The sequence below is a fragment of the Streptomyces sp. NPDC093089 genome (genome assembly GCF_044754405.1).
In the GTDB taxonomy this organism is placed as follows: Bacteria; Actinomycetota; Actinomycetes; order Streptomycetales; family Streptomycetaceae; genus Streptomyces.
This window is the reverse complement of record NZ_JBIVPA010000022.1, coordinates 99569-123072: the sequence shown is the minus strand read 5'-3', so window position 1 is coordinate 123072 and position 23504 is coordinate 99569. Positions and strand designations below refer to the sequence as shown.

The following is a 23504-nucleotide window of genomic DNA, read 5'->3' as shown; positions in this document are numbered from 1 at the left end:
AGGCCGGCCTCCGCGAAGTCCGTCCGCAGCGCGTCCAGGAGCGCGCGGTTCTGGTCGTTGATCGGGGAGACGCCGCCGAAGAGGAAGTAGTGCTGCCCCACTTCCCTGAGCCGTTCCTTCGGGATGCCGCGGCCGCGCGTCACGTTCTCCAGGAACGGGACCACGTCGTCCGGACCCTCGGGGCCACCGAAGGAGAACAGCAGCAGGGCGTCGTACGGGGCGGGATCGTGCTGATCGGACATGGTTCAACGACTCCGGTGAACTGGGCGTCAGGCTTTGGGTGATCTTCTCTGCGCGCCACGCTTCCGGATGCACCGCCACGAGACCCCATCGGGTGCTTCTCGCGCCTGCATCGGCGTGGCCTCCTTGTCTCAGGACACGATCACGGGTGGGGCGGGGTCGTCCGAGCGGCGCGTCCCGTCGGCTCCGGCATCGTGGAGCGCGGTCACCGCCGCGTAGTGCTCGGCCAGTGCGCGGGCCATGGCGGTGGACGAGTAGGTGGACCTGACGAGGCTTCGGGCGCGTGCGGCCATCACCGTCGCCTGTTCGTCGTCGACCGCGAGCAGACGGGTGAGTCCCTCTCCGAGCGTCCGCGAGGTGGAGGTGTCGATGAGCAGGCCGTTGCGGCCGTCGGCCACGTAGTGCGGCACGCCGCCCCGCACGGGACCCGCCACGAGCAGCCCGGCTTCCATGGCTTCGAGGAGGGCGAGGCCGAATTCCTCCTTGACGCTGGGGCACACGTATCGCGCGGTGACCCGCCTCGTGGGGTCGGCGAGGGCTCGTTCGAGCATGCGGACCTCCGCGTTGGGGAGGGCCGGAAGGAGCAGCAGACGCCGCCGCGCTTCGGGGGAAGCCCGCAGCGCCTCTTCGATGCGTGCGCGCATCATGCGTTCGACGGGATCGCGGGAGTGCGGGCTGCCCCCGACGAGCACCAGGACGGCATGCCGGTGGCACCCCGAAGCGATCCATGACCGGACCAGGAGGTCCTGCTGCTTCACCGGGTGGAGCCGGCCCACGCTGAGCAGCACCGAGGAGGCGGCACACCCGGTCGCCGGGTCCGGCTCGACGGCGGCGTCGATCGTCCGGAGGAGCACGCCACGCCGCCGGGCTCCGTGCGCGGGCGGCGAGTACGGCGGGATGCCCTCCGGCGGAGCGCTCGGAGCACCTCCGGCGTACCGGTCCACCAGCTGGGGGAAGTACCGCACGAGTTCCGTGGCTCCCCCGTCCCGTCCTGCGATTCCCACGACGCGGTCCGCCCGCTCCACCAGCCGGTCGGCGAGGAAGACGCGGTGCAGATCGTCACGGAGGGCGTGCGGGTCGGCGGCGGGAACGTCGTACCGCTCGGTCATCTGGCGATGGGGGTCCGGCGTGGCGGTGAACACCAGGCGTGTCCCGGCCCTGCGCGCGGCTTCGGCGAGGGCGAGCGAGCCGTCGTCGGCGTAGCGGACGTGCAGGACGTCGACCGGCCTGCGCAGCGAGGTGAGAAGGACGGTCGCCCACCACGCCATCGCCTCCCGGTGCGATCCCGTCTCCTCGGGGCGGATCTGGTGATCGCTGTCCACGGGGATCCTGAGAACCCAGTGCCTCCGACCCCGCCGGCGCAGGAGAAGCGGGTCGGCTTCCAACGCGGTGACGTCGGCCGTCACGACCGTCAGTACGCCGCCGACGTCCTCGGTCTCCGCGAGGGCGTCCCCGAGGGAACCGAGAAGGACGCCGAGTCCACCGCTCATCCCTTGGCCCGGGCGGTCGAGGTGTCCCATCAGCATGGACTGGGCGACGAAGAGGCCCGGCCGCAGGTCGGCCGTGTCCGGGCCGAGCGGGGGCCCCTCTCCCAGCGCGGTCAGGAGTGCCCTCTCGTACGCGTCCGCGGCGTCGTGGACGTCCGGTATCCCCGAGCGCTCGCCCATCGCGGCGAGGAGACGCCAGGCGGCGTGCCGCACCCGACGTACGGATGCGGGCGCCGGGTCCGGAGCCGAACCCGACGCCGGGGCGGTCCCCGACGCCGCCGCGACGAGCTCGGTCCGGGTGAGGGGCCGCAGACCGGCCGCGGCGGCGAGGTCCAGCATCTGCGGGACCGCCTCGGGTGCGCGACCGGCCCGGAGGGCGGTGCGCAGCGCGGTCTGCGACCTCATCGGCCCGTGGAGCCGGATCACGTCAGGCCAGGCGTCGAAGACCGCGGCCCGGGTGTGTCGACAGGCTTCGAGGAGCCGGGCGCACTCTTCCGGTGTGGGGACCTTCCCCAGCCGCAGCCGCCTCCTCAGCGCGGCCAGGGACAGGTCCTGGGGTGAGGCGAGCGTCGAGGGGCCGTGTGCCGGTCCGTCCCGGTGGTACTCGGCCCGTACGAGCTCCGCCAGGAGGTTCGGGGCGCTCGACCAGCCCGGAGAGCCTTCTACGGACCTTCCCCAGTGCCCGGCCCGCGCGGCCAGGAAGGGCTCGGGCAGGGTACGCGGGGAGCGCCGCGGTCGGTGTCCCGCGTGAGCCGTAACAGGGCGAGAGTGTTTCATCGCAGCTCCTCGTCGACAACGATCGGACCGGAGTTCTTCGCCACCGACCGGAGTCTCGGATGCATCGCCCGGGCGCGGCAGGGATGTTCGTGATCACGGAGGCCGGGCTGCGGGGTGGATCGCGGGATGATGCCGGACCGGATCACGGGGCGGGTCACAGGCCCGATGGCGACGCCGGTGCATCCGACGCCGCGTCGGGAGGCGAAAGCATCCCCATGGAGCCATCACCCCCCAGAGGTCGCGGTCCACGCGTGGTCGTGATCAGTCCTCCGTTCGTCTCGCACGCCCAGCCGCTCTCCGTGCTGGCCGGGGCTCTCGCCCGCACAGGCGCCGACGTCTTCTTCGCGTCCGGTCCGGACTTCGAGGGGTTCGCGCAACGCGCGGACGTGGCGTTCGTCCCCCTCACCGTCACGCGGAACGCGAACACCGGGGTGGCGCGGAGTACCCGTCAGGCGGTCGGGGAACGCGACCGCCTCGACGAGTTCCTCGATTCCACCCGGCGCGGAGCGGTCTCCGCACTCCTCACGCAATGCCGCCACCGCGGGCTGGACATGCTGCCGGACCCGGAGGGAACACTGGCGCGGATCCGCGCCCTCGACGCCCGTCTGGCACCGGACTGGTACCTGGTCGACCAGCTGAGCTATCCGGTCACCTTGGCCCTGCACTGCCTGGGGCTGCGCTATGCCAGTTTCTGCCCCGGCCATCCCACCTACGTACCCGCTTCCGAGGAGGGGCTCTTCGGTGTGCCCTACGCGTGGCCGGAGGCGGTCCGCCCCGCGGACGACGGTCTCGACGAACTACGCCAGGCGGCACGCGCCGTCGACGCGGCATTCACCCGGCGCTTCGCGGAGGTGGCGCGCCGCCATGCTCCGGCCGTCCGGCCTCCTGGGCGGGCCTTCGCCCTGGCCTCACCGCACGCGGTGCTGTTCAACTACCCGGACTTTCCGTGGTTGCCCGGGCGTCCGGAGAACGGCACGGCCTTCGTCCACGGAGGACACTGCGTGCCCGCCCACGAGTCCGGGCCGGGCAAGGAGTGGGAGGACGTGTTGCGACGGCTGAAGGAGACTCGGCGGCGTGTGGTGCTGATGGCCCTCGGTACGTTCCTCTCCGCCCGTGACGACGTGCTCGCGCTCCTGCTGCGGGGGCTACGGAGCCACGTCCCCGACGCGGCCGCGATCGTGGCCGCGGGCGACCGTGCGGCAGCCCTGTCGCACCTGGCGGGACCCGATGTCCACATCGACGAATCGGTCCCTCAGCGCTGGCTCCTGGGGAAGGTCGACGCGATCGTCCACCACGGCGGGAACAACTCCTTCACGGAGGCTCTGGCCTCCGGGACGCCGGCGCTCGTCCTGCCCTTCTCCAGCGATCAGTTCTCCATCGCCCACGACGCCGAGCGGGCCGGGATCGCCCGATGCGTCGACCCGTCGCGACTGGACGCCAGGACGGCGGGGTCGGCCCTTCGCCGCCTCCTCGACGAAACTCCCCCGGGTCTCCGACGGTGGTCTCACCGGGTCGGACAGCGCGGCCCTGACTGGATGGCGAGCAGGCTCATGGGCGTGATGTCGTACGACGACGGCGTCCGGACCAGCACATGAGGGAGGCGCCGGTGGCGAGGGACCGGGGGCCTTCCGCTCGTTCAAAGGAGACAGCCCCGGGTGGCGAACAGCCCGGGCGGGAAGGCACGCGCGGTGACCGCGCCGCCCACGAGGTTGACCCCCACGACGCGCCGCCAGAGGTCGGGGTCGGAGGACTCGAAGGGACCGCCTCCGCGACCCCGGCGTTGGCGATGACGACCTACGGCGGGACGAGCGTCCGGCTCGCCCCCGCGGCGGCCCCGTGCATCCCCGCTTCGTCAGTGACGTCGGCTTTCGTCAGCGGTCAGACTCCGGGGTCGGCGCCCCTGGGGAGTCCCTGCGGTGTGGTGCGGTCGGTCCGGGGCAGTACCGCTCCACCGGCGGCGCGGCGCTTCGCGAGCGATTCCGCGGCAGCCTGACGGGGGTGCCGACGGCGCCAGTAGGGGTTGTCGTGGGGCAGTTTGCTGGACACCCGTCCGTACATCCCGAAGGTCAGGATGAGCAGTCCCATGACGAAGCTGAACATCACGTTGGTCATGCCGAAGTCCAGGAAGTTCGCCGGCCTGTCGAGTACGAACAGGTGATAGAAGCCGCTGATCAGGAACGATCCGCCCACCACCACGTTCACGGTGGAGGCGACGTTTCCGCCCGCGAGGGCACCGGCCAGCAGGGCGAGCCCCACCACCACCGAGATGACGCTCAGGGCGGTGTTCGTGGTCATCCCCGCGATGCGGTCGCCGGAGGTGTCGAACGAGCTGAGCGCGTCCGCGAAACCCAGACAGCCGAACACGAGCAAGATGCACCCGCACAGCGCCGCGCCCACGCGGTACACGGTGGCGAGATGGTGATCCACGGGCAGTTCATCCTTCAATCGCACAGTCGCTCCCCGGGTCGTCCGCCGCTCGGCTCCGCCCGATCCCAGAGCCCGAAGCGGATGAACATCGCTAGAAGCCTCATTTACGAGACTTTCTCCATACTTCGGACAGGATCGGTTCTCGGATGCAGAGTCCTTCGATCGGTCGACCCCCGGCGGAGGTGATGCTCCTACACCCTCCGCATCTACCGCCCGGTCCAGCGCCATGCTGCGGGGGGGGAGAGATTCGGCCCACATCGGGTGGATGTCACGGCAGTTCGGCGACGAGACAGGCGAGTGATCGCAGGCCCCTCCTGGTGTGGCTCTTGACCGTACCGAGGGGCAGACCGAGGCATTGCGCGATTTCGGGCTGGGTGAGTCCCACGTAGTAGGCGAGGAAGAGGATCTCGCGGCGTTCGGGAGGCAGGCAGGCCATGTGACCAACGAGGCCCAGGCGGTCGACCGCACGCGCGCACGAGTCGGCACTCTCCGGCGCCGGCCCTCGGCTCAGACGGCGCAAGCCCTCATGACGGCGTACCAGCGCACCCGAAGCGTCGGCGGCCTTGTGCGCGGTGATGCCGTACAGCCACGGGCCCAGGCCGCCACGGAGCGGACAGTACCGGCCGGAGTGCGTCCACACCTCGGCGAAAACCTGCTGCGCGACGTCCTCGGCGTCATGGAGATCGATGCAACGGCGCCGGGCCCACCGCAGAACACGGGGGTACCAGTCGGTGTAGACGGACTCGAAGCTCTCGCGCACGATGTCGCCGTGGGGCGGTGCGGCGCCGTTCCCGTCCGGGCAGTGGACGCAAGGGGACAGGGGCGGTCTCTCGGACACCAGTCGTCTCCGGACACATCCGGGGAAAGGGACGGGGTCGCGATGCTGGCGGCCGTAACGGGTCCCTCGGGACGAGGCCGCAGCAGAGAGGTGCCCACGCGCCCAGCGGAACACAGGGGCCCACCGGTCGCCATCCCGCGCGGGCCGACCGGGCACCGTGTCCGCGGTGACGACCTGGCCGTCGAGCCGTCCCCATGGCGGCAATCGGGTGATAAACGGAATTAAGGCATCCGCGGGAGGCGATGGCCTCGTAGAGGTGTCAAGCGTCCGATTCCCCCACCGGAGGTTCTCTTGCACACCCTCATCGGCTTGATCGTCGTTGCGGTGCTGATCGCCGGCTTCGTCCTCGGAGCGCACCTCCACGCGACAGAGACGCCGCCGCCCCTCCCCCACGAACAACCACGCCGCCCGATCACCGACCGCATGCCGGGAGCCGCCTTCGAGTTCCGCCGCACCCTGCAAGTCCCCCGGAGCAACCAGAAGCAACGGCTCCGGCCGTACCAGCTACGGGCACGAACCGAGCAAGTGCCCCCCGGACACGACTGACGCCGACTCTCTCCGCGCCCACTGCACGGCGACAGGCCGTCCTTCCCCGTAGCACCGGCTCCGAAGACTGTTCAGAATCCGTAACGGGCGATACATTAACGGCCTGTAGTTCCGCATTCTGAAACATGAGAGACCGGACCGCGTGGCTCATCGGCTGTGCGCAGTCTTCGGTGAGCGCCCCCGTCCCTTGGAGCGCAGATGCACTCCGTTCACTCAGGTTCACCTCGGCTGCGGTCGGACTCGCCGCGATCGCGACAGCACTGATGGCGCATCAGCCTGCACACGCGGCGGCCGACAGGATCCGGCTCGGCAACACGGCCGACGTCACCCGTGCGTCGTGGAACGGCCCCGCCTTCACCATGAACGGCGCCGGCGGCATCGTCCCCGCCTCGATGACACGCGCCGTCGACGACATCAGGGGTGGTACGGGAACCCTCGACGTGGTCGTCCTGGCCGGCTCGTCGCCGACGTCGGGAAGCAAGACTCCCGAGTGCGACGCCGTCACCGGGCTGACCGGGGTCAACTCCTGCACGACGTGGACGCTCAGCGCGGTCAACGACGGCAGCATCCTGACCCGCTCCGTCAACGACGGAGCCGGCACCGACGAGTCCCTCTCCTTCACCAGAACCGGATCCGGCACGGGCACCTACTACCTCGACCTGGAGGCGTACAGCGGCTCCGGAACCGCCGCCTACCAACTGCACCGTGACCAAGAGCTGACCGGCTCCTCCCCGCCCCGTGGCCGCGGAAGACCGCGTCGCGACGGGGCGGCGTCGACGGAGCGGGCGTCACCGGGCCCGTCGTTCGACTTTGAAGGCGCTGTAGTCGGCCATCCCGGGCTGCGGACGCTCCGCCACCACGCCGGTGACGGCGGCGGTCACGGAACCGGGCTCCAGGACACCGAGTGCGGCGCGGAAGAACGCGGCCGGGGCCAGGTGGTTGACGGCCACGAGGACGCGCGCCGTTCAGCTCCACAGTCCTCTCCCCTGTGCCAGGTCCAGGCCGTGCCAGGTCCAGGCCGTGCCAGATCCGGACGTCACATCCGGCCGACGAGCACTTCGGCCCCCGGGCCGTCCGCGGATGCGACCCGCCGGGGCCGACAGGTCGGCGAGTAGCGCTCGCAGGCCTCCTGGGGCACGGGGATCACGGCGTCGTTCCCAGCCGGCGGCCGTGCGGCCCGGCTCCTCGTGCCGTCCGGGCCGTCCTCGGCGCCGTCCGTGCACCGGGACGGCCCAGTTGGCCGGCCCAGGAGTACTTGTCCGGGATTGCTGCATCCGCAGTGTCTGCCGCCGAGGAAATGCTAGGGAAGAGGGTGATCGCGATGAGTCAGGTTCAGCGACAGCCCCGGCTGACCGAATCGGTCTGGGATTACCCCAGACCGCCCTGTGTGGTTCCTGACGCGCGCCGGATCGTCGTGCGCCACGGCGGTGTCGTCCTCGCCGACTCCGGCCGGTGCCTACGCGTTCTGGAGACGAGTCACCCGCCGGTCTTCTACGTGCCCCCGGGGGACGTGCGCACGGACCTGCTGATCCGGTCGACCAGGGTCACGCGCTGCGAGTGGAAGGGCGTGGCTTCCTACTGGACCTTGGAGGTTCCCGGGATGACGGTCGAGGACGTGGCCTGGAGTTACGAGGAGCCCGAACCCGCGTATGCCGCGCTCGCCGGCCACGTGGCGTTCTATCCCGGGTGCGTCGACAGCTGCACCGTCGACGGGGAGCGGGTGCTGCCGCAGCCTGGCGACTTCTACGGAGGGTGGATCACCGGGGAGATAACCGGCCCCTTCAAAGGGCTCCCGGGCAGCGCCGGCTGGTGAGTCCGCGCGTGCGCAAGGCCTTCAGCTCTCCGAACCCGTGCGGGGAGCTCGACGAGAACAAGATCCGGACCTTGGGAGAACACCATGTCCACACCCCACATCCCCCCCGGCGAAACACCGCCCGCCGAAGGATCCACGGCAGAGGCGCACCAGGAACGCCCTGACGGCGGCTTGTGGGAACACCCCCGAGTCCTGCTCGCCGCCATCGTGCTGGGCGCCCTGCTGGTGGCGGCCTTCTTCATCGCCCGGATGGCCGGCTTGTGAGCCACGCCCTCCCGCCCGCAGCCGTGCATCCGCACGTCGCTCCGCACCCGAATCAGCGAGAAGACGACCACATCGAGGCGGGCCATGACGACGACATCGGAGAACGGCGGCGCGGCACCCCGGGGCGCGGGGCCCGACACCGGCCGCGGCGCGTCGGCGCACACGAGCGGCCACGCGAACCAGCCCGGCTCGGTCCTGGTGCCCCCGGAAGGCTGGCGCGTGGCTCCCGACGGAGGACGGGCGCACCCCCTGCCGTGCCGGCACCTCGATGGCGAGGATCCGTCCCCGGTACGGCTGGCCGTCACCGGCTGCGCCGAATGTCTGGCCGCAGGCCGCGACGACTGGGTACACCTCCGCGTCTGCCTGCGGTGCGGACACAACGGCTGCTGCGACAGCTCCCCCGGCGCCCACGCCTATCGGCACGCGTCCCGCACGGGGCATCCCCTCGCGGTCGCGGTCGAGGAATCCTGGGCGTGGTGCTACGCCGACGAGCTCTTCCTGATACCGGCGTCCCCCGCAACCACGACGAAGCTCGGAGGCGAGGGCAGCTGAGGCTACGCCCCTGACCGATGGACGGGCACGAGCACGTATGTCACGCACGAAGACCCGTACCGCGCCCCCCGGCCGGGTGTCACGGGCACCCGCGGCCTCGGTGGAGCAGCGTTGTCCCCTGTCCCGGGTCCCGGGTCCCGGGTCCCGGGTCCCGGGTCCCGGAACGCACTGACACAGGTGAGCGAGATGGATCAGGATGAATCACAAGGTTTCCCTCCACGTCTACCTCAGCTGTTCCGACGCGGCGGCTCTGGACTGGCTCGGCAGGGTCGGCTTTCAGGTCGTCGCACGGCAGGACGGCTCCGACGGCTCGGTGATCCACAGTGAACTTCGCTGCGGCGACGCCGTGGTCATGGTCGCCTCCAGTGACGCCGCGTACGAGATCCCCAGCCTGCACGGGGTCTCCACGGGTGCCGGTGCCTACCTCTGCGTGGAGGATCCCGACGCCTTCTACCGGCGTGCGGTCGAGGCGGGCGCCGCCACCGTGCGCGCGCCTCAGGAAACGACCTGGGGCGCGCGGCGCGCCCGCGTCCTCGATCCCGAAGGACGTGAATGGACCTTCGGGTCCTACGCGCCGGGCCGGACGCGGTGACCCGCTCCCCGGACCGGGGCGTGAGCGGCCCGGCCTCTCCGGCACATACTGGAGGTGTGCTCCTGCCATCGCGTGTCGTCCCGAGGCTGCGCGAGCGGGCCGGTGAGGCGTTGCTGCACCGGGTCGCGGGGCCTTCCGCGCACGAGAAGCGGGCCCGTATCCACGGCGCCTCCGGGCCTCGCTGGTTCGGCCCGGACCGTCCGGTGCGGGTGGTGCACTCCGATGCGTCGATGTACGTGGGCGGCCTGTCCGCGCTGCTGCTCCAGTCGCTCCACCCCGTGGCCATGGCCGCCGTCGCGGCCCACTCCGGATTCCAAGGGGACCCGTGGGGCCGGTTGCAGCGCACCAGCACGTTCCTCGCGGTGACCACGTTCGGTACGGCGGAGGACGCCGAGCGCGCGGTGCTGAGGGTGCGGCACGTGCACGAGAGTGTCGCCGGCACCACGCCGGACGGCGTGGCGTACCGCGCGTCCGATCCTCACCTGCTCGCCTGGGTGCACGCGGCCGAGGCCTACTGCTTCCTCAAGGCCCACCAACGCTACGGGGAGTGCCCGCTGGATCCCGCGGGAGAGGACGGCTACGTGGCCGACATGGCGCGTGTCGCCCGGCGGCTGGGTGTGGAGCGGCCGCCGGAATCACGGGCCGAGCTCATGACGTGCCTCGCCGGCTACCGCGCCGAGCTGCGGTCCACCCGGGAGTCCCGCGCGACAGCCCGCTACCTCCTGGCGAGTCCTGCGTTGCCCAAGATCGCACTGCTTCCCTATGCCTTTCTCGCCGCCGCGGCGGTCGAGCTGCTGCCGCCTTGGGCCAGGATCTCGCTCGAACCGCCCTTGACCACACGCCTCCTGCTGCCGACGGCTCGGGGAGGAGGCCGGACGCTCACCGCTGCCATCCGCTGGGCGACACCGGACCTGCCACGCGAGGAAGCCCGGCCCGCGTCGACCTCGCGGTGACCCGGGCTCGGTCGGCGTGCGCCTCGGGTGACGGCGGCACTCGTCAGGTGGTGTGCGCGGGCGGTGGCGCGTCGGCAGGGGTGGCGCGTGCCAGGGCGCTGGGCCACCAAGCGCGGGGACCGATGTCGATGACCAGCGCGGGTACCAGCAGGGAGCGGACGACCAGGGTGTCGAGGAGGACTCCGAAGGCGACGATGAACGCGATCTGAACCAGGAAGGCCAGCGGAATGACCGTCAACGCCGCGAAAGTGGCCGCGAGCACCACCCCGGCCGAGGTGATGACGCCGCCGGTCGTGGTGAGTCCGCGCAGGACTCCCTGCCGCGTGCCGTGGGTGAGCGATTCCTCGCGCACACGTGACATCAGGAAGATGTTGTAGTCGACGCCGAGGGCGACCAGGAAGACGAACCCGTACAAGGGAACGGACGCGTCGGTGCCGCTGAAACCGAGCAGGTTCTCGAACACGAGGGCCGATACGCCCAGCGTGGCGAAGAAGTTGAGGGCCACGGTGGCCACCAGCAGCAGGGGTACGAGCAACGAGCGCAGCAGCAGGGCCAGGATGAGGAGGATGATGCCGAGGACGACGGGCACGATGACGGCCCGGTCCCGCTCCGAGGTCCGCTGGGTGTCGTACTGCTGAGCCGTGTAGCCGCCGACGAGGGCGTCGGCACCGGAAACGGCGTGCACCCGGTCGCGCAGCCGCCGCACGGTCTCCTTGGCCGCGTCGCTGTCGGCGGCCGCCGCGAGTGTCGCGTCGATGCGGACGCGGCCGTCGACGACGAGCGGCGCGCCGGTCCCCGGGCGCCCCGCCTCGGTGACGGGTGCCGCGGACGCGACGCCTTCGGTGTCCACCGCCGCCCGCGTCACCTCCTCCGCCTGGGCGGCGTCGGCGATGATCACCGTGGGGTTCCCCGATCCCCCGGGGAAGTGACGCCCGAGGGTCTTCTGCGCGCTCACGGACGGAGCGTCGTTCACGAAGATCTCGTCGAGCGGCACGCCCTTGGAGGACAGGCCCGGCGCGAAGGCGGCGAGCACGAGGAGCACGAGGGCAGTGGAGACCCACACCCGCCGGGGCGAGCGGTCGATGTGTGCGGCGACGCGGCGCCACACACGATGACCTTCCGCCGTCGCGTCCGAGGGCTTGGGGGTGGCAGGCCAGTAGGCGGCGCGCCCCAGCAGCACGAGAACGGCGGGAAGGAACGTCAGTGTGCTCAGCACCGCGCAGACGATGCCGATGGCACCCACCGGGCCGAGCGCCCTGTTGTTCGTGAGATCACTGGCGAGGAGGGCGATCAGCCCGAGGGCCACGGTGGCCGCACTGGCGACGATGGCTCCGGCGGACCGGCGCACCGCCGATACGGCCGCTTCCGCGCGATCGCCGCGGGCAGCGAGTTCCTCGCGGTAGCGGGCGGCGAGCAGCAGGGCGTAGTCGGTCGCGGCGCCGATGACCAGGATCGAGAGGATGCCCTGGACCTGGCCGTCGACCCGCACGACGTCGCGGTCGGCCAGCGCGTAGACCACGGCGCACGCGAGACCGAGGGCGAAGACGGCGCTGATGATGATCACGAGGGGAAGCAGGACGCTGCGGTAGACCAGCAGCAGGATCAACAGGACGGCGCCCAGCGCCACGCCCAGGAGGATTCCGTCGATCCCGGCGAAGGCGTCGGAGAGATCCGCCCGGCCGGCGGCCGGTCCGGCGATCTCGACCCGCGCGTCGGGCACCGACCGAGCGGCCTGGCGGACGTCGTCGAGGACGACCGGTAGCTCCTCCCCCAGATCGGGGGCCAGGGGGACGACGGCCTGGAGTGCCTGGCCGTCCTCGGAGGGGAGCACCGGCGAGGGGGCGCCCTCGATCCCCGTACGGCCGGCCAGACCGGACATCGCGCGGGCGGCGGCCTCGCGCTGGGCAGCCGTCACCTGCCCGTCCTCTCCGGTCCACACGACGATCGCGGGTAGCGACTCCGACCGCTCGAACGCCCTACGGGCTTCGAGGACCTGGGTGGACTCGGCGCTGCGGGGCAGGAAGGCCGCCTGGTCGTTGGTGGCGACCTCGCCCAGCTTGCCGGCGTACGGGCCGAGCGTGCCGCCGATGCCCAGCCAGACCACCAGCAGCGCGAGCGGGATCACCCAGCGGGCCCAGCGCGATGAGCTTCTCATGTGAGCTTTTCACGACGCCTTTCGCATGGATCGAAAGCACATGTCCGAACAACGGGGATACGGAGGTAGGGGCCGAAAGCCGAAGGCCCGCGGAGGCCTCCGGCTGTGTTCGTGATCGCCTGTGGTGCCCGGCCTCCGTCACTTCGGCATGAGGACCGTGTCGACGATGTGGACGGTGGCGTTGGAGGTGGGCACGTCTCCGCAGACGATCTTCGCGGTGTCGTTGACCGTGTAGGCGTCGCCTGAACCCTGAGTCGTCAGCGTGCCGCCCTGCAGCGTCTTGAACGAGCCGTCGGCGAGGTCACTCTTGTCGACCGTCTCCCCCACCACGTGATAGGTCAGGATCTTGGTGAGGGCCGCCTTGTCCGCGAGGACCTTGTCCAGGTCCGCCTTCGGGATCTTGGCGAAGGCGTCGTTCGTCGGTGCGAAGACGGTGATGTCCTTGGCGTTGTTCAGCGTGTCGACCAGACCGGCGGCCTTGACGGCCGACACGAGCGTGGACAGCTCCGGGTTGTTCGACGCGGCGGTCGCGACCGGGTCGTCGGCCATGCCGTCGACACTGCCGGCGCCTTCCTGCGGGAGTGACGCGCAACCGGGACCGAAGGGGCCGTCCGTCCCCTGGGCCAGGGCTTGCGGGGCGAGGACACCGAGCGAAACCGGCAGAACGACGACTGCGGCGGCGGCAACGAGGCGGCGGGTGATGTGCGAAGTGTTCATGGTACTTCGTCCTCCTGGGCCCGGCCCCTGTGACGGGAACGGCCATGGGCGGAAATTGTCTTCACGAGCCATTCCACACCACACCCCCTGCCGGATGCGGCCGCGGCACAACGAAATGGAATACGTCCGGCGTCCGGTCCCACGAGGAGTGGTCTCCCCCGATCGGTTCGGCGGCCGCGCATGCGGGGGCATGGCTCGGATTCGCGTGCGTTCGGGTGAACCGGTCGGATGGCGCATCACAAGCACGGAACATGGATTGTCGGACCAGTACGGCAACAGCGCATCAGGTCTTCCCCCTCGGAGTTCATCCCTCGCCGCGACGTCCTCACCGTTGCCATGGGGTCTGCCCGCACCGAGCGAGCGACGCAGGCTGCGTGAGCAACGAGGTTTGTCGACCCGTCAGGTGGCCGCGGCGTTCGGTGTGACACCGGCTACGGTTCGCTCCTGGGAGGGTGGGCGCTCGACACCCCGGGGCGGCCGCAAGGAGGCGGACCGGCGGTTCCTTGCGGGGCTGGCCCAGCACGGCGCTCACAGCGGCGCTGGAGTGCCGGTTCGTTCCCAGGCCGGGTTCGGCGTCCGGCATGCGACACCACCCGTGCCGCGCATCCGCCGGCCGCCGCAAGGGCGGGTGCGCCTCCGCTCTCCGCGTCGCCTGCCCGTCCGGCCGGCGCCGGGGTACTGCGAGTGAAGAACGTCAGCCGCGACGGGGCCGATCCCGTGTCGGCCGGGCGGATCCGGCGCCTTCGGTTGCTGTGGGCCGCCGTCTGTGTGCGCCGCCGGACGTCGCCGGATCGTGGGCGGCGGGGGAAGGGCGTCCCGGGCGCGCAGGAGGCTGCGCAGACCGGGGCGCAGGCACACGACGCACGGGACGGTCAGGACTGCCTCGGCCACCGCTCGGGAGAGGGTCTGTGCCCGCCGGTCCTTCATTTGCCGGCCCCTGAGGATGATCCGGCGGGTCGTGGAGGTCGATGACCGTGACGTCGAGCGCGGTGACGGCCCAGACCGAGGAGTTCTCGGGCGGCACGGCCGAGGCCGTCGCGGACCGCGTCGGAAACGGCCTGCACGTCGCGTCCGTACGCAACGGAGATCTCGATGCGGACGGTGACGGGCCGCGGACAGGGGTACGGCCACCGGGCGGGGTGATGCGGCAACTGCCGGCGCGTACGTCGGCCACGCGCTCGGCGACCGTGCGCAAGGTGCGCGCGGCGACGGACTCGTAGATCCAACTGTCCTCGTCCGTCTCTCCGAGCGGCAGATTGCGGCCCGGGCGCAGCTCCAGGCGGACCACGTCCATCAGGAGAGGGCGCTCACCCGCTGCGAGCACGTGAACGGAGCCGGCAGGGAGGCGGGACGTACCGAGGTGACCGAACCCGCCGGAACGCGGGTGGCGTGATCGCGCACCCTCACCCGCAAGGAAACCGCTGACAGGAAGGCAGGGCATGGACAAGGCTGCTCTCGGGCTGATGTGCGGAATGGCCCTGGGCTTCGCCGGCTGGTTCGGAGGCTTCGGTGCCTTCCTCCTGATCTCCGCTCTTGGCGGAGTCGGCTACGCGACCGGCAGGTTCCTGGAGCAAGGCGGGGACCCACGCGACCTCCTGAGCACCGACCGCACCCGCCGATGAGCGGCTCCCGGAGAGGCGTGCCGACCGTCGCCGGTCGGGCCGCGGCCAAGATCGCCCGTCAGGCAGCCGCCGAGGCGACCACCCGGCTCGGCGGCCGGGTGCTCGGCGGCACCACGTCTCGCACCGGGCGCTGCGACGCGGTGATGATCGAGGTGGGTCTGCCGATCTCGGCACTCGCCGATCCGGGCCGGACGGTTCCTCTTCAGGCCGATCTCACCCACCGCACACGGCATGTGACCGGCCTGGACACCGTGGCGACACGCATCCGGATCCGCGAGCTCACCGCCGCTCCCCCGGGCTCTCGGTTGCCTGCGACGGAACCCTCGCGGATCACGGCACGCAGGATCTGGTCCCGTCGGCGTCTCGCCACCACCTGGTTGGCCGTTGCCGTGACCGCCTTGTGCGCGGTGCTGCTGTGGGCGGCTCTCGCGCGGCACGTCCCTTGGCCCGGCCGGTCCTTCCTGGTGGCACGTGGCGAACTCGCTGTGCGATGCCGCCGGCCGACCCGTCGTACACCGCGGCGCGCTCATGGCTGTCGCCCTGCTGGGAGGATGGCTGCTCCTGCTCGCAGCCACCGCGGCGCGCTGCCACTCGGCTGCGCACCGCCCGCCCGGGCCCGCATGACACGCAGGAGTGCGGCCCGGCTGCTGCGCGGTGCACTCGGCGGTATCGCAGGACTTCGGGTGCGCAGCATCCGCATCTCGCCGTGCGACAGGAAGGACGCTGATGCGTCACTCTTCGGCCCTGGTCGACCGGATGGTGCTCGCGCTCGCCGGGCTCAGCCTCCTGGCCCTCTCGGGGATCGCAGGCTCAACGGCGAGGACCGCCTCTTCGGGGCCGGCCTCAGGCACCTGGAAGCGGCGAGTCCCGACTCCGCGGCCCCTGGAAGCGCCCTGGGAGTGCTTGCCTGACTCGGTCTGCCGGCCGCGCAGGTGCCGAGGCGAGTGCTCGGCACCTGCGCCCTCCAGCGCTTGAATACACCCTCGACGGTCGGGCCGTCCGCCGAGTGGTCCAGGCCCCTGCTCGGCCGTCCCGCGAATCACGCGCGCCCGATGCCGTCTGACGCGCCGTGGAAGCGGTCTCTCCCTCTTCCTCTCCCTCGTCCTCTCGTACGAAGGAAGTCCGGAGGACGCACTCTCCGAGGTTTCCCACGGGGTCCTTCCCCAGGTCTCCGCCGTGCTGGCGCCCCTCCGGCTGTGCACCTGCATTCACCTGACGGTCCACCGCACCCGATCGCGCAGAGCAGCCTGGGGCAGTGAGCATCCGGGGACGGGGGTCTCCCGGTTGTGGTGCGAGGTCGCCCGGTCTTCCGGAACGGCCGTGCCACTCGGACCACGGATGCAGGTGGATGGCGCCCGTCCCCACACGCAGGATGCGACGCCGCATGCGGGTGCCGGTGACAAGGCCGAGAACCGTCCGCCCTTTTCGTGTACGCGTCGAAGAACGAGCCCGGTGGCAAACGCCGTTGCTGCCGTACGTATGCACAAGAAGGGGTCCGACCTCGTTGTTTGTGTGGACCAATACGGGATTCGATCAGGCATCGGAGTTCGGCCAGGATCAGGGGGCGGGGCCGAAGAGTCCGCTTTTGCTTTCCCGGCGCATAGCCGGCAGGCCCGCAGGAGCGTGAGGCAGGCATGGCGGCCACGGCCGAGGTCATGTGGCGGTGCCGGCCTGGGATACCACCGGACCCGGTGGTATCCCAGGCCGCGCTCGCCTTGGCGGACGGGAAGCGTTCTTTGCGTGCCCACCGCCGTCGGCGACACGAATGAGCTGGTCAAGTGTGGTGTCAGCGGGGCAGTCGGCGACGCATGAGCACCCAGAGATCATTTCGCTACGGGGTGCAGGACGGCAGGCCGCCGCCCTTCCGGCGACGCGGAGGATCCACGGCTTGCGCATTGCCCCGCACGGCCTTGCACTGCCTTCCCCGACCCGTCCGCCCCTCACTCCAGCCCGGTCCGCCGGGCTTTCCGGGCGTAGCGGATCGGCGCGACGCGCCGCGTGGTGGCGTTGGCGAGATCGCGACCTCGACAGTTTGATGTCGTTGCAACAATGAGGCGCCCCTGACAAGATCCCAGTCGCTCGGATTCCGAGAGTCGCAATCCATCAGGACCTGAATTCGGATGGCGAAATTCCATTTCAGGATTCCCGCCAATGAAGGAGTTGAGGAGCAGTTGATGCCCTTACGTTCCACCCTCGGTGCCGCCCTGGCCGCCGGCGCTGTGGTCGCAGGCCTTGCCGTCAGCCCCGCACAGGCGGCCCACGACGACGCCCGGGAGCAGGCCGGCCGCAGCACGCCTGCGAGCCGCACCTACAACCCGAACGCGCCTCTGGGCAGCGCGGACAACCCGTTGATCATCGGCGGACAAGACCAGGCGCTGCTCAGTTCGAAGCAGGTCAAGGGACTGCTGGAGAGCAAGAGAAATCGTTCGGCGCAGGCGGCGAACGGCAACACCGCCCAGCTTGCCTCCGGCTGCGTCATCGGAGCGTACTGGTCGAACTGTAACTCCGTCCCGAACTTCGGCACGATCAACATCGCGACGTCGCTCGGGTCCGACCACCACGAATACATCACCCAGCAGGGATGGCTCTACGATTCGTCGCAGACCTACAAAACCTACATGGACCGCTCATCAAACGGCGGGGCCTCGTGGCAAGGCCAGCTGGGTCTTGTGGTCAACAACAGAGGATGGGGTGACTCGATATACGACGGCCCTCCTTACGTCTCCCGCGGATGCCTGTACAGCTACACCACGAACCTCGTCTGGTGCACCGGCTGGCACTGAGCCTCTTTCATCCTGCACTGGAGGGTGAAATGGCCTGGCGGGCGGGGGTGTGACAGGGCAGGGCCCCTCGTCGTCGGCGTGGTGATCTCACTCATCACACCGGCGACCGAAGGGGCCCTGGTGGTTCCGTATCCTGCCATGCTCGACGTCCCGCACGAGCTGGTTGAGCATGTCGCCTGGCTGCTGTACGAGCACCGCCGGGCCCGCAGCACGCGCTGGCGCAGGCTCGGCTGCTTCCAGCAGGCGCTTCTCACGCTGGTGCACCTGCGGAAGAATGAGACGTTCTCACAGCTCGGAGCCGGTTTCGGTATATCGCAGGCCACCGCCTGGCGGTACGTCGACGAGACCCTGGACGTCCTGGCCGGCTGGGCACCCGGCCTTCATGAAGCCCTCACCGGCCTCGGTGAAGGCGACCACGTCATCGTCGACGGCACCCTGATCCCCATCGACCGGATCGGTGCGGACGAGCCGTACTACTCGATGAAACACCGCAAGTACGGCATGAACGTGCAGGTCATCGCCCGGCCCGACGGCACGCCGCTGTGGTTCTCGCGCGCGACACCGGGCCGCACCCATGATCTGACCGCGGCCCGCGCTCACGGCATCGTCCAGGCCTGCCCGACCCGGCAGATCCTCGTCCTGGCCGACCGCGCCTACCAGGGAGCCGGCGCCACGTTCCGCACTCCGTACTCCCACCACCGCGAACAGCCCGAGCATTACCAGCAGTTCAACCGAGACCACGCCCGCCTGCGAGCGCCGGGAGAACGGGCCTTCGCCCAGTTGAAGTCCTGGCGCCTGCTCCGGCGAGCGCCATGCTCCACCCGCCGCATCAGCACCATCGTCCAGGCCGTCCACACAATCCTGACCTGCAGCTATTCAGGATGAAAGAGGCTCAGTAAGGGCTGTCTTACAATGACCGCTCATAGCTCCGGGAACGGTGGGGTGTCGTCCATCACCTGCAGCAACTTCCGCGCAGGCATCGCCTCCTCCGGACGCACGGAGGAAGCGACACCCTCGATGACTGACCGGCCTGTATACACGGCAGCCCTTGCAGCTGCCTCCCAGCCGATCTGCTGCTGATAGCTCGCATCGTGCTTGCGATCCTGGGTCGACGCAGCAGCGGAGTGCCACTGGTCGGTCCGGTAGATACTTCCCAGCAGGTCCAACAACTCGGCCTTGCAGGACACTCGCGGGGACCCGGCCAGTTCGAGAAGGAACGGGACCGTGGGAGCTGTCACCTCACCGACGACGAACCCCAGCGCACAGACAGCGTCACCCAGGTCATCGATGGCGATGCGGGCCGTGTCCCCATCGCCGTAGGCGATCCGGGACAGCAGAGGGGGGATACCGCTGGCCGCGGCGCCCGTCGCGTCGCACAGTTCTCCCCAGCGGACCCCGGAGACGCCCCTCAACAGACTTCCCACATCCTGCTCCTCACTAGATCGTCGTGCCGGCCCCGGCAGCATCTTGAGCATGGTGCAGCTATGGGTACAGCCCTGGCCAGGCGGCCTGTGACGGAGCAGTGCTACAGGGCCCCTGCCTGGCGTCATGATCTTGCTGTGACTGGAGTGGTCACGGCGTCGGCTCCGTCCTGGACAGCCCCGTTCACTGGGCTGAGCCCACGCTGTCTCGACAAGCTGGTGACCGCGCTACGCAGTGAGGGAGCCGATGAGGTGCAGCGGGATCGGCCGTGGGGGCTGCCGCTAGAGGACCGAGTGCTGCTGGTCACGACGTACTGGCGGACTAACTTGACGCTGCGCCGGCTCGCCCCGCTGTTCGGGACATCGAAGTCCGCTGCTGACCGCGTCATCAGACACCTCGGCCCCTTGCTTGCGCTCCGGCCGCGCAAGCGGTTCCGCAAGAACACTGTGCTGATCGTGGACGGAACCCTCATCCCCATACGCGACCACACGGTAGCCGAGCAGTCGGAGAACTACCGCTACTCGATGAGCTTTCTCAGCGTGGACGCTCCAGGGTGAGGGAGTAATCGTCAAGACCTGTGGATCCGTTGATCTCAGTTTCGTTGTGATGGGTTGATCGCGACGAGTTCGACCTCGAAGCCATCGTCGTTGGGTGTGGCTCCTTTGGAGGGGTGGGCCGAGTTGGGCGTTTGCCGAGTCAGCCCCATACGGTGCAGCTGCCCGTACTGGTGAGGCGGTCCCTCCGATGAAGCCGCACACTCCTGCGGACTCCGGGCCCGGCGGCTACGCGAGGACCCGTTCCAGCACCATGTGCTCGACATCGCCGTGCGTTCGCACACCGTGGCCGAAGGCGACGAGGTGGGAAGCGATCCGTACCGATGCCACGATGGCGCAGCGGACTTCCACCTCGTCTTCGTCGTGACAGAACTCCCGGAACAGCTCACGCAAGTAATTCATCTGCCGGCTATCGACGCGCCGCAAACGATGCGCGACAGCTGGGTCGCGCCGCGACCAGTCTCGGATCGCCAGCTCTGTGCTCACATCAGTGGTCACCCCCTTCCGGCTTCCCGCGATGCGGAACAGATTGCGCAGCCGGTCTCGTCCGTCACCGCCCCCGGCGTCGACGCTGTTGATGATGTCGTCGGCGACAGCGCGCTCCCACGTGTCGAGCATCTCCTCCAGGAGTGCGTCACGGTCGGCGAAGTAGCCGTAGAACCCGCCCTTGGTGACACCGAGCGACCTTGCCAGGGCCTCGATCCGCACCGCATCCGGCCCTCCGGCCGCAAGCGCGCGCAACCCTGAGTGGATCCAAGCCGTCCGTGGCGTCGTGGCGCTTGCCACAAAAAACCTCCAACGCATTCCTATACGGCATCGTATAGAAGTGGATAAGATCCTTCTATACGATGCCGTATAGAAGGAGGATCCCTCATTATGCCCCGACTTCCTGACGCAGTCCACGCCGACCGCCCGTGGCGAATCCACGAAATCACCCGCGGCTTCACGCTTGAGGACGTGTGGGCGGTCCGCATCCCTGACGCCGGGCCGGACGACCTCCCCACGATGCTCGCGGCGATGCAGACCGCCGCCGGACGCACGAAGGAACCCTTGCCAACCCGGTTCCTGTTCGCGGTGCGCTGGAAGCTCGGTGGTCTCTTCGGCTGGGACACGCCCGCGTCGGGCACCGGGGCGCACGGCACGTTGCTGCGCGACCACCTGCCCAGTGACCTCGGCGAGGCCACTGGCGGCTCGGACGCCGGGCTCGCGCCGCTCACCTCGGTCTACGAGCTCGACAACGAATGCGTCCTCGAACTGGCCACCAGGACCGTCCACGCGGTGCTGCACCTTGGGTGGGTGCCGACGGCAAGCGGCGGACACGAACTCCGCATGGCGGTCCTCGTGAAACCCACCAGCCTGCTCGGACGGCTGTACATGGCGGCCATCACGCCGTTCCGCCGCCTGATCGTCTTCCCGGCGTTCTTGCGGCAGTGGGAACGCGCGTGGCGGGACCACGGCCACCCAGGACCCCAAAGCGCCGACGCAGCCGACGTTGACAGTGTCGTGGGGGCGCACAACATTCCCGAGTCCATCCGCGCTCTCAGCTCGCTGTCCCACATCGACTACGCCGACGCATTCACCCTCCAGACAGGCGAGGACGCCAGCATCACACCGGAGCAGTGGGCCCGTGCGATGTTCGGCGACGTCGCCACCGCCGCGGAGCAGCTGATCTGGCGAGGGCTCCTCGGGCTCCGGCTCAGCCGGGGGCGGTCGCACGAGACCGTGGCCGGATGGCAGATCGCCGAACGCGGCGAGGACTGGATCCGGCTCGAGTCCGCTTCCTGGTTCCTGACCGGCAACCTCCTCGTGCAGGCAACCCAGGGACGGGTCACACTGGGCACCTTCCTGCGCTACGACCGGCGTCTGGGCCGCGCTGTGTGGCCCCCTCTGTCCGCCATCCACCGCCGACTGACACCCGGACTGCTCCGCGACGCGGTGGCAGTCGTTCGGGCGGCCTGATGCGGAAACGGATCCCCGCGAAGAGCCGCCGACCGCCTGAGCGACGCGGTTGAGCGCTGCTCCGTCAACGCCTGAGCTGACGCGGTGAACTCGCCCAGGTGCAAGGATGTCGACTCCAGCATCACGGGCATCTTCAGCGTTGCCTCGTGGGCAGCCGCACAGTACGAGGCCGGCGTGGAAAACCTCCGACTCCACCCGTCCCTCCAACGGAGCCACTCCCATCGTCGTTCTCCAGGTAGGCGGCATAGTGCTGCGCGCCGCCGGCGTGCGGGCGACCGCGGTGTCGTCTTCGACGTGAAGGCCAGGTGGTTCAGCCCTGGCCGGCAGCGGTCGTGCCGGTCGGCGGTGAGGGCCGGGGACTGCTCAAGGACCAGGTAGGTCGGCCCGAGCCGCCAGCTGCATCCGTTGTTCCAGCTCTGGAAACGGGTGCGGCCCAGTGCCTCCAGCAGCCAGCCGAGAGAGGCGACCGCGCGGTCGAGGTCCGCCACCCACAGCTCGACGTGATGCAGCGTTCCGCTGATCGGCCGGTTCACGCCGCCACCTCCTCGGGGCGTTCGACGAGGTGGCCACGTCCGAAGCAGGCTCCGGCCCGGACCAGGGCGACGAGGTGGGGTGCGTTCACGGCCCGCCAGCGTTCCTGAGCGGACTCGATGAGCTTGAAGACCATGGCGAGGGCGGCGGCCCGGCTGCCGGCCCTTTTGGTGACCTTGGTTCGTAGCCGGACGGTGGCGAAGGTCGACTCGATCGGGTTCGTGGTCCGCAGGTGGATCCAGTCCTCGGCGGGGAAGTCGAAGAACGCCAGCAGTTCCTCCTCGTCGTCCGTGAGCCGCTTGACGACCTTGGGGTACTTCGCCCCGTACTGCCTGGCGAACGCCGCGATGGCCTTGGCCGCGTGCTCCTTGTCCTCGGCGTTGCAGATCTCCTGGATCGCGCGCTTGGCCGCGGGCTGGGCCGCCTTCGGCAGCGCGTCGAGCACGTTCGCGGTCTTGTGCACCCAGCACCGCTGATGGCGGGTGGCGGGGAACACCTCGTTCAGCGCGTTCCAGAAGCCGAGCGCGCCGTCGCCGACGGCGAGGACGGGGGCGGGCATGCCCCGGCGGGCGCAGTCCCGCATCAGTCCCGCCCATGCCTCGGAGGATTCGCGGTAGCCGTCGGTCATCGCGATCAGTTCCTTGGTGCCGTCCGCCTGCACGCCGACCATGACCAGGACGGCGGCCTTCGCCTCCTCCAGACGTATGCGCAGGTGAACGCCATCGGCCCAGACGTAGACGTAGTCCGTGGCGGACAGGTCGCGGTCCATGAACGCCTTGTGGTCGGCCTGCCACTGCGTGGTCAGCCGTGTGATCGTCCCCGGGGAGAGGCCGGCGGAGGAGCCGAGGAACTGCTCCAGCGCGGGCATGAAGTGACCGGAGGACAGGCCGTGCAGGTAGAGCAGGGGCAGCACCTCGCTGATCTTCGGGGACTTGCGGCACCAGGGCGGCAGGATCGCTGATGAGAACCGTTTGCGTTCGCCGGTCGTCTCGTCGATGCGCTTGTCGTTGACGCGCGGAGCCTTCACTTCGATCGCCCCGGCCGATGTCGTCACCTTCCGCGGCTGATGGAAGCCGTTGCGGACGACCAGACGGCGACCGGACGCGTCCCGCTGATCGGCCAACTCGGCTATGTAGGTGTTGACTTCCGCTTCCAGGGCGGCGGCCAGCATCCGCCTCGCGCCCTCGCGGACGATCTCGTCAATCAGGGAGCCGTGTGGCGTCGTTCCGTCTTCGTTGACTACCGTGAGCACGGACGCGCCTTCCCGACCGA

At 69.9% G+C, this 23504-nt stretch carries 23 protein-coding genes and 3 pseudogenes; 15 read left to right on the top strand and 11 right to left on the bottom strand.

Features of this window, described 5'->3' with window-relative positions; translation table 11 throughout:
- A partial coding sequence (locus ACIQFX_RS36745; protein ID WP_402472375.1) for a ferrochelatase occupies positions 1 to 242 on the bottom strand: 242 nt, incomplete at its 3' end.
- A gap of 129 nt (positions 243 to 371) precedes the next feature.
- The gene (locus tag ACIQFX_RS36740) at positions 372 to 2504 is read right to left on the bottom strand and encodes a glycosyltransferase family 4 protein (RefSeq protein WP_402472373.1); all 2133 of its coding nucleotides are present in this window, start codon (positions 2502 to 2504) and stop codon (positions 372 to 374) included.
- A 257-nt stretch (positions 2505 to 2761) separates the two neighbouring features.
- On the opposite strand from ACIQFX_RS36740, the gene ACIQFX_RS36735 reads away from it, so the two are divergent.
- Positions 2762 to 4099, top strand: coding sequence for a glycosyltransferase (locus ACIQFX_RS36735; RefSeq protein ID WP_402472371.1), 1338 nt, complete (start codon positions 2762 to 2764; stop codon positions 4097 to 4099).
- Positions 4100 to 4143: 44 nt separating this feature from the next.
- Here the strand turns inward: ACIQFX_RS36735 and ACIQFX_RS36730 are convergent.
- From ACIQFX_RS36730 to ACIQFX_RS36720, 3 genes and pseudogenes are all read right to left on the bottom strand, one after another.
- Positions 4144 to 4298, bottom strand: a pseudogene (locus ACIQFX_RS36730) (short-chain dehydrogenase); the annotation flags it as partial.
- 84 nt (positions 4299 to 4382) lie between these two features.
- On the bottom strand, positions 4383 to 4955 hold the full coding sequence (locus ACIQFX_RS36725; RefSeq protein WP_402472369.1) for a DUF4383 domain-containing protein: 573 nt from the start codon (positions 4953 to 4955) through the stop codon (positions 4383 to 4385).
- 244 nt (positions 4956 to 5199) lie between these two features.
- On the bottom strand, positions 5200 to 5691 hold the full coding sequence (locus ACIQFX_RS36720; protein WP_402472366.1) for an RNA polymerase sigma factor: 492 nt from the start codon (positions 5689 to 5691) through the stop codon (positions 5200 to 5202).
- A 369-nt stretch (positions 5692 to 6060) separates the two neighbouring features.
- Here ACIQFX_RS36720 and ACIQFX_RS36715 point away from each other — a divergent pair, with 369 nt between their 5' ends.
- The 7 genes from ACIQFX_RS36715 (at position 6061) to ACIQFX_RS36685 (ending at position 10489) form a co-directional block, all read left to right on the top strand.
- Entirely contained in the window at positions 6061 to 6315 is a 255-nt protein-coding gene (locus tag ACIQFX_RS36715) for a DUF6479 family protein (protein WP_402472364.1), read from the top strand.
- Between the two features lie 263 nt (positions 6316 to 6578).
- Positions 6579 to 7430, top strand: coding sequence for a hypothetical protein (locus tag ACIQFX_RS36710; RefSeq protein WP_402472362.1), 852 nt, complete (start codon positions 6579 to 6581; stop codon positions 7428 to 7430).
- A 272-nt stretch (positions 7431 to 7702) separates the two neighbouring features.
- Positions 7703 to 8128, top strand: coding sequence for a DUF427 domain-containing protein (locus ACIQFX_RS36705; RefSeq protein WP_402472360.1), 426 nt, complete (start codon positions 7703 to 7705; stop codon positions 8126 to 8128).
- A gap of 84 nt (positions 8129 to 8212) precedes the next feature.
- Positions 8213 to 8392, top strand: a complete 180-nt coding sequence (locus tag ACIQFX_RS36700; RefSeq protein ID WP_402472357.1) for a DUF6480 family protein — start codon at positions 8213 to 8215, stop codon at positions 8390 to 8392.
- A gap of 84 nt (positions 8393 to 8476) precedes the next feature.
- Positions 8477 to 8944: a UBP-type zinc finger domain-containing protein gene (locus tag ACIQFX_RS36695; RefSeq protein WP_402472355.1), complete on the top strand. Its 468-nt coding sequence runs from the start codon at positions 8477 to 8479 to the stop codon at positions 8942 to 8944.
- 196 nt (positions 8945 to 9140) lie between these two features.
- The gene (locus ACIQFX_RS36690) at positions 9141 to 9536 is read left to right on the top strand and encodes a VOC family protein (RefSeq protein WP_402472354.1); all 396 of its coding nucleotides are present in this window, start codon (positions 9141 to 9143) and stop codon (positions 9534 to 9536) included.
- Positions 9537 to 9592: 56 nt separating this feature from the next.
- On the top strand, positions 9593 to 10489 hold the full coding sequence (locus ACIQFX_RS36685; RefSeq protein WP_402472352.1) for an oxygenase MpaB family protein: 897 nt from the start codon (positions 9593 to 9595) through the stop codon (positions 10487 to 10489).
- A 43-nt stretch (positions 10490 to 10532) separates the two neighbouring features.
- Here ACIQFX_RS36685 and ACIQFX_RS36680 read toward each other — a convergent pair whose 3' ends face one another.
- Together ACIQFX_RS36680 and ACIQFX_RS36675 are read right to left on the bottom strand one after the other, a co-directional pair.
- Entirely contained in the window at positions 10533 to 12644 is a 2112-nt protein-coding gene (locus tag ACIQFX_RS36680) for an MMPL family transporter (protein ID WP_402472349.1), read from the bottom strand.
- A gap of 138 nt (positions 12645 to 12782) precedes the next feature.
- Positions 12783 to 13361 carry a fasciclin domain-containing protein gene (locus ACIQFX_RS36675; RefSeq protein WP_402472347.1) on the bottom strand — a complete coding sequence of 193 codons (579 nt, stop codon included), beginning with the start codon at positions 13359 to 13361 and terminating at the stop codon, positions 12783 to 12785.
- Here ACIQFX_RS36675 and ACIQFX_RS36670 point away from each other — a divergent pair.
- The 5 genes from ACIQFX_RS36670 (at position 13345) to ACIQFX_RS36650 (ending at position 18651) form a co-directional block, all read left to right on the top strand.
- Positions 13345 to 14049, top strand: coding sequence for a helix-turn-helix domain-containing protein (locus tag ACIQFX_RS36670; protein WP_402472345.1), 705 nt, complete (start codon positions 13345 to 13347; stop codon positions 14047 to 14049). The two genes, ACIQFX_RS36675 and ACIQFX_RS36670, sit on opposite strands and share 17 nt — an antisense overlap.
- 280 nt (positions 14050 to 14329) lie before the next feature.
- Positions 14330 to 14581 carry a hypothetical protein gene (locus ACIQFX_RS36665; RefSeq protein ID WP_402472343.1) on the top strand — a complete coding sequence of 84 codons (252 nt, stop codon included), beginning with the start codon at positions 14330 to 14332 and terminating at the stop codon, positions 14579 to 14581.
- Between the two features lie 219 nt (positions 14582 to 14800).
- Positions 14801 to 14983, top strand: coding sequence for a hypothetical protein (locus tag ACIQFX_RS36660; protein WP_402472341.1), 183 nt, complete (start codon positions 14801 to 14803; stop codon positions 14981 to 14983).
- Between the two features lie 2120 nt (positions 14984 to 17103).
- A complete protein-coding gene (locus ACIQFX_RS36655) occupies positions 17104 to 17766 on the top strand; it encodes a hypothetical protein (protein ID WP_402472339.1) in 663 nt (220 codons plus the stop codon).
- Between the two features lie 78 nt (positions 17767 to 17844).
- Positions 17845 to 18651 carry an IS5 family transposase gene (locus ACIQFX_RS36650; protein ID WP_402472337.1) on the top strand — a complete coding sequence of 269 codons (807 nt, stop codon included), beginning with the start codon at positions 17845 to 17847 and terminating at the stop codon, positions 18649 to 18651.
- Between the two features lie 35 nt (positions 18652 to 18686).
- Here ACIQFX_RS36650 and ACIQFX_RS36645 read toward each other — a convergent pair whose 3' ends face one another.
- Positions 18687 to 19241, bottom strand: a complete 555-nt coding sequence (locus ACIQFX_RS36645; RefSeq protein WP_402472334.1) for a hypothetical protein — start codon at positions 19239 to 19241, stop codon at positions 18687 to 18689.
- An 84-nt stretch (positions 19242 to 19325) separates the two neighbouring features.
- Here ACIQFX_RS36645 and ACIQFX_RS36640 point away from each other — a divergent pair.
- Positions 19326 to 19712: pseudogene (locus tag ACIQFX_RS36640) on the top strand (transposase family protein); the annotation flags it as partial.
- Positions 19713 to 19970: 258 nt separating this feature from the next.
- On the opposite strand, the gene ACIQFX_RS36635 reads toward ACIQFX_RS36640, so the two are convergent.
- Positions 19971 to 20528: a TetR/AcrR family transcriptional regulator gene (locus tag ACIQFX_RS36635; protein WP_402472331.1), complete on the bottom strand. Its 558-nt coding sequence runs from the start codon at positions 20526 to 20528 to the stop codon at positions 19971 to 19973.
- 90 nt (positions 20529 to 20618) lie between these two features.
- On the opposite strand from ACIQFX_RS36635, the gene ACIQFX_RS36630 reads away from it, so the two are divergent.
- Positions 20619 to 21701, top strand: a complete 1083-nt coding sequence (locus ACIQFX_RS36630; protein ID WP_402472328.1) for a DUF2867 domain-containing protein — start codon at positions 20619 to 20621, stop codon at positions 21699 to 21701.
- A 133-nt stretch (positions 21702 to 21834) separates the two neighbouring features.
- On the opposite strand, the pseudogene ACIQFX_RS36625 reads toward ACIQFX_RS36630, so the two are convergent.
- Both ACIQFX_RS36625 and ACIQFX_RS36620 read right to left on the bottom strand, forming a co-directional pair.
- Positions 21835 to 22234, bottom strand: a pseudogene (locus tag ACIQFX_RS36625) (VOC family protein).
- Entirely contained in the window at positions 22231 to 23484 is a 1254-nt protein-coding gene (locus ACIQFX_RS36620; protein WP_402472325.1) for an IS256 family transposase, read from the bottom strand. The pseudogene ACIQFX_RS36625 and the gene ACIQFX_RS36620 overlap by 4 nt, the downstream one beginning before the upstream one ends.
- Positions 23485 to 23504: the final 20 nt, after the last annotated feature.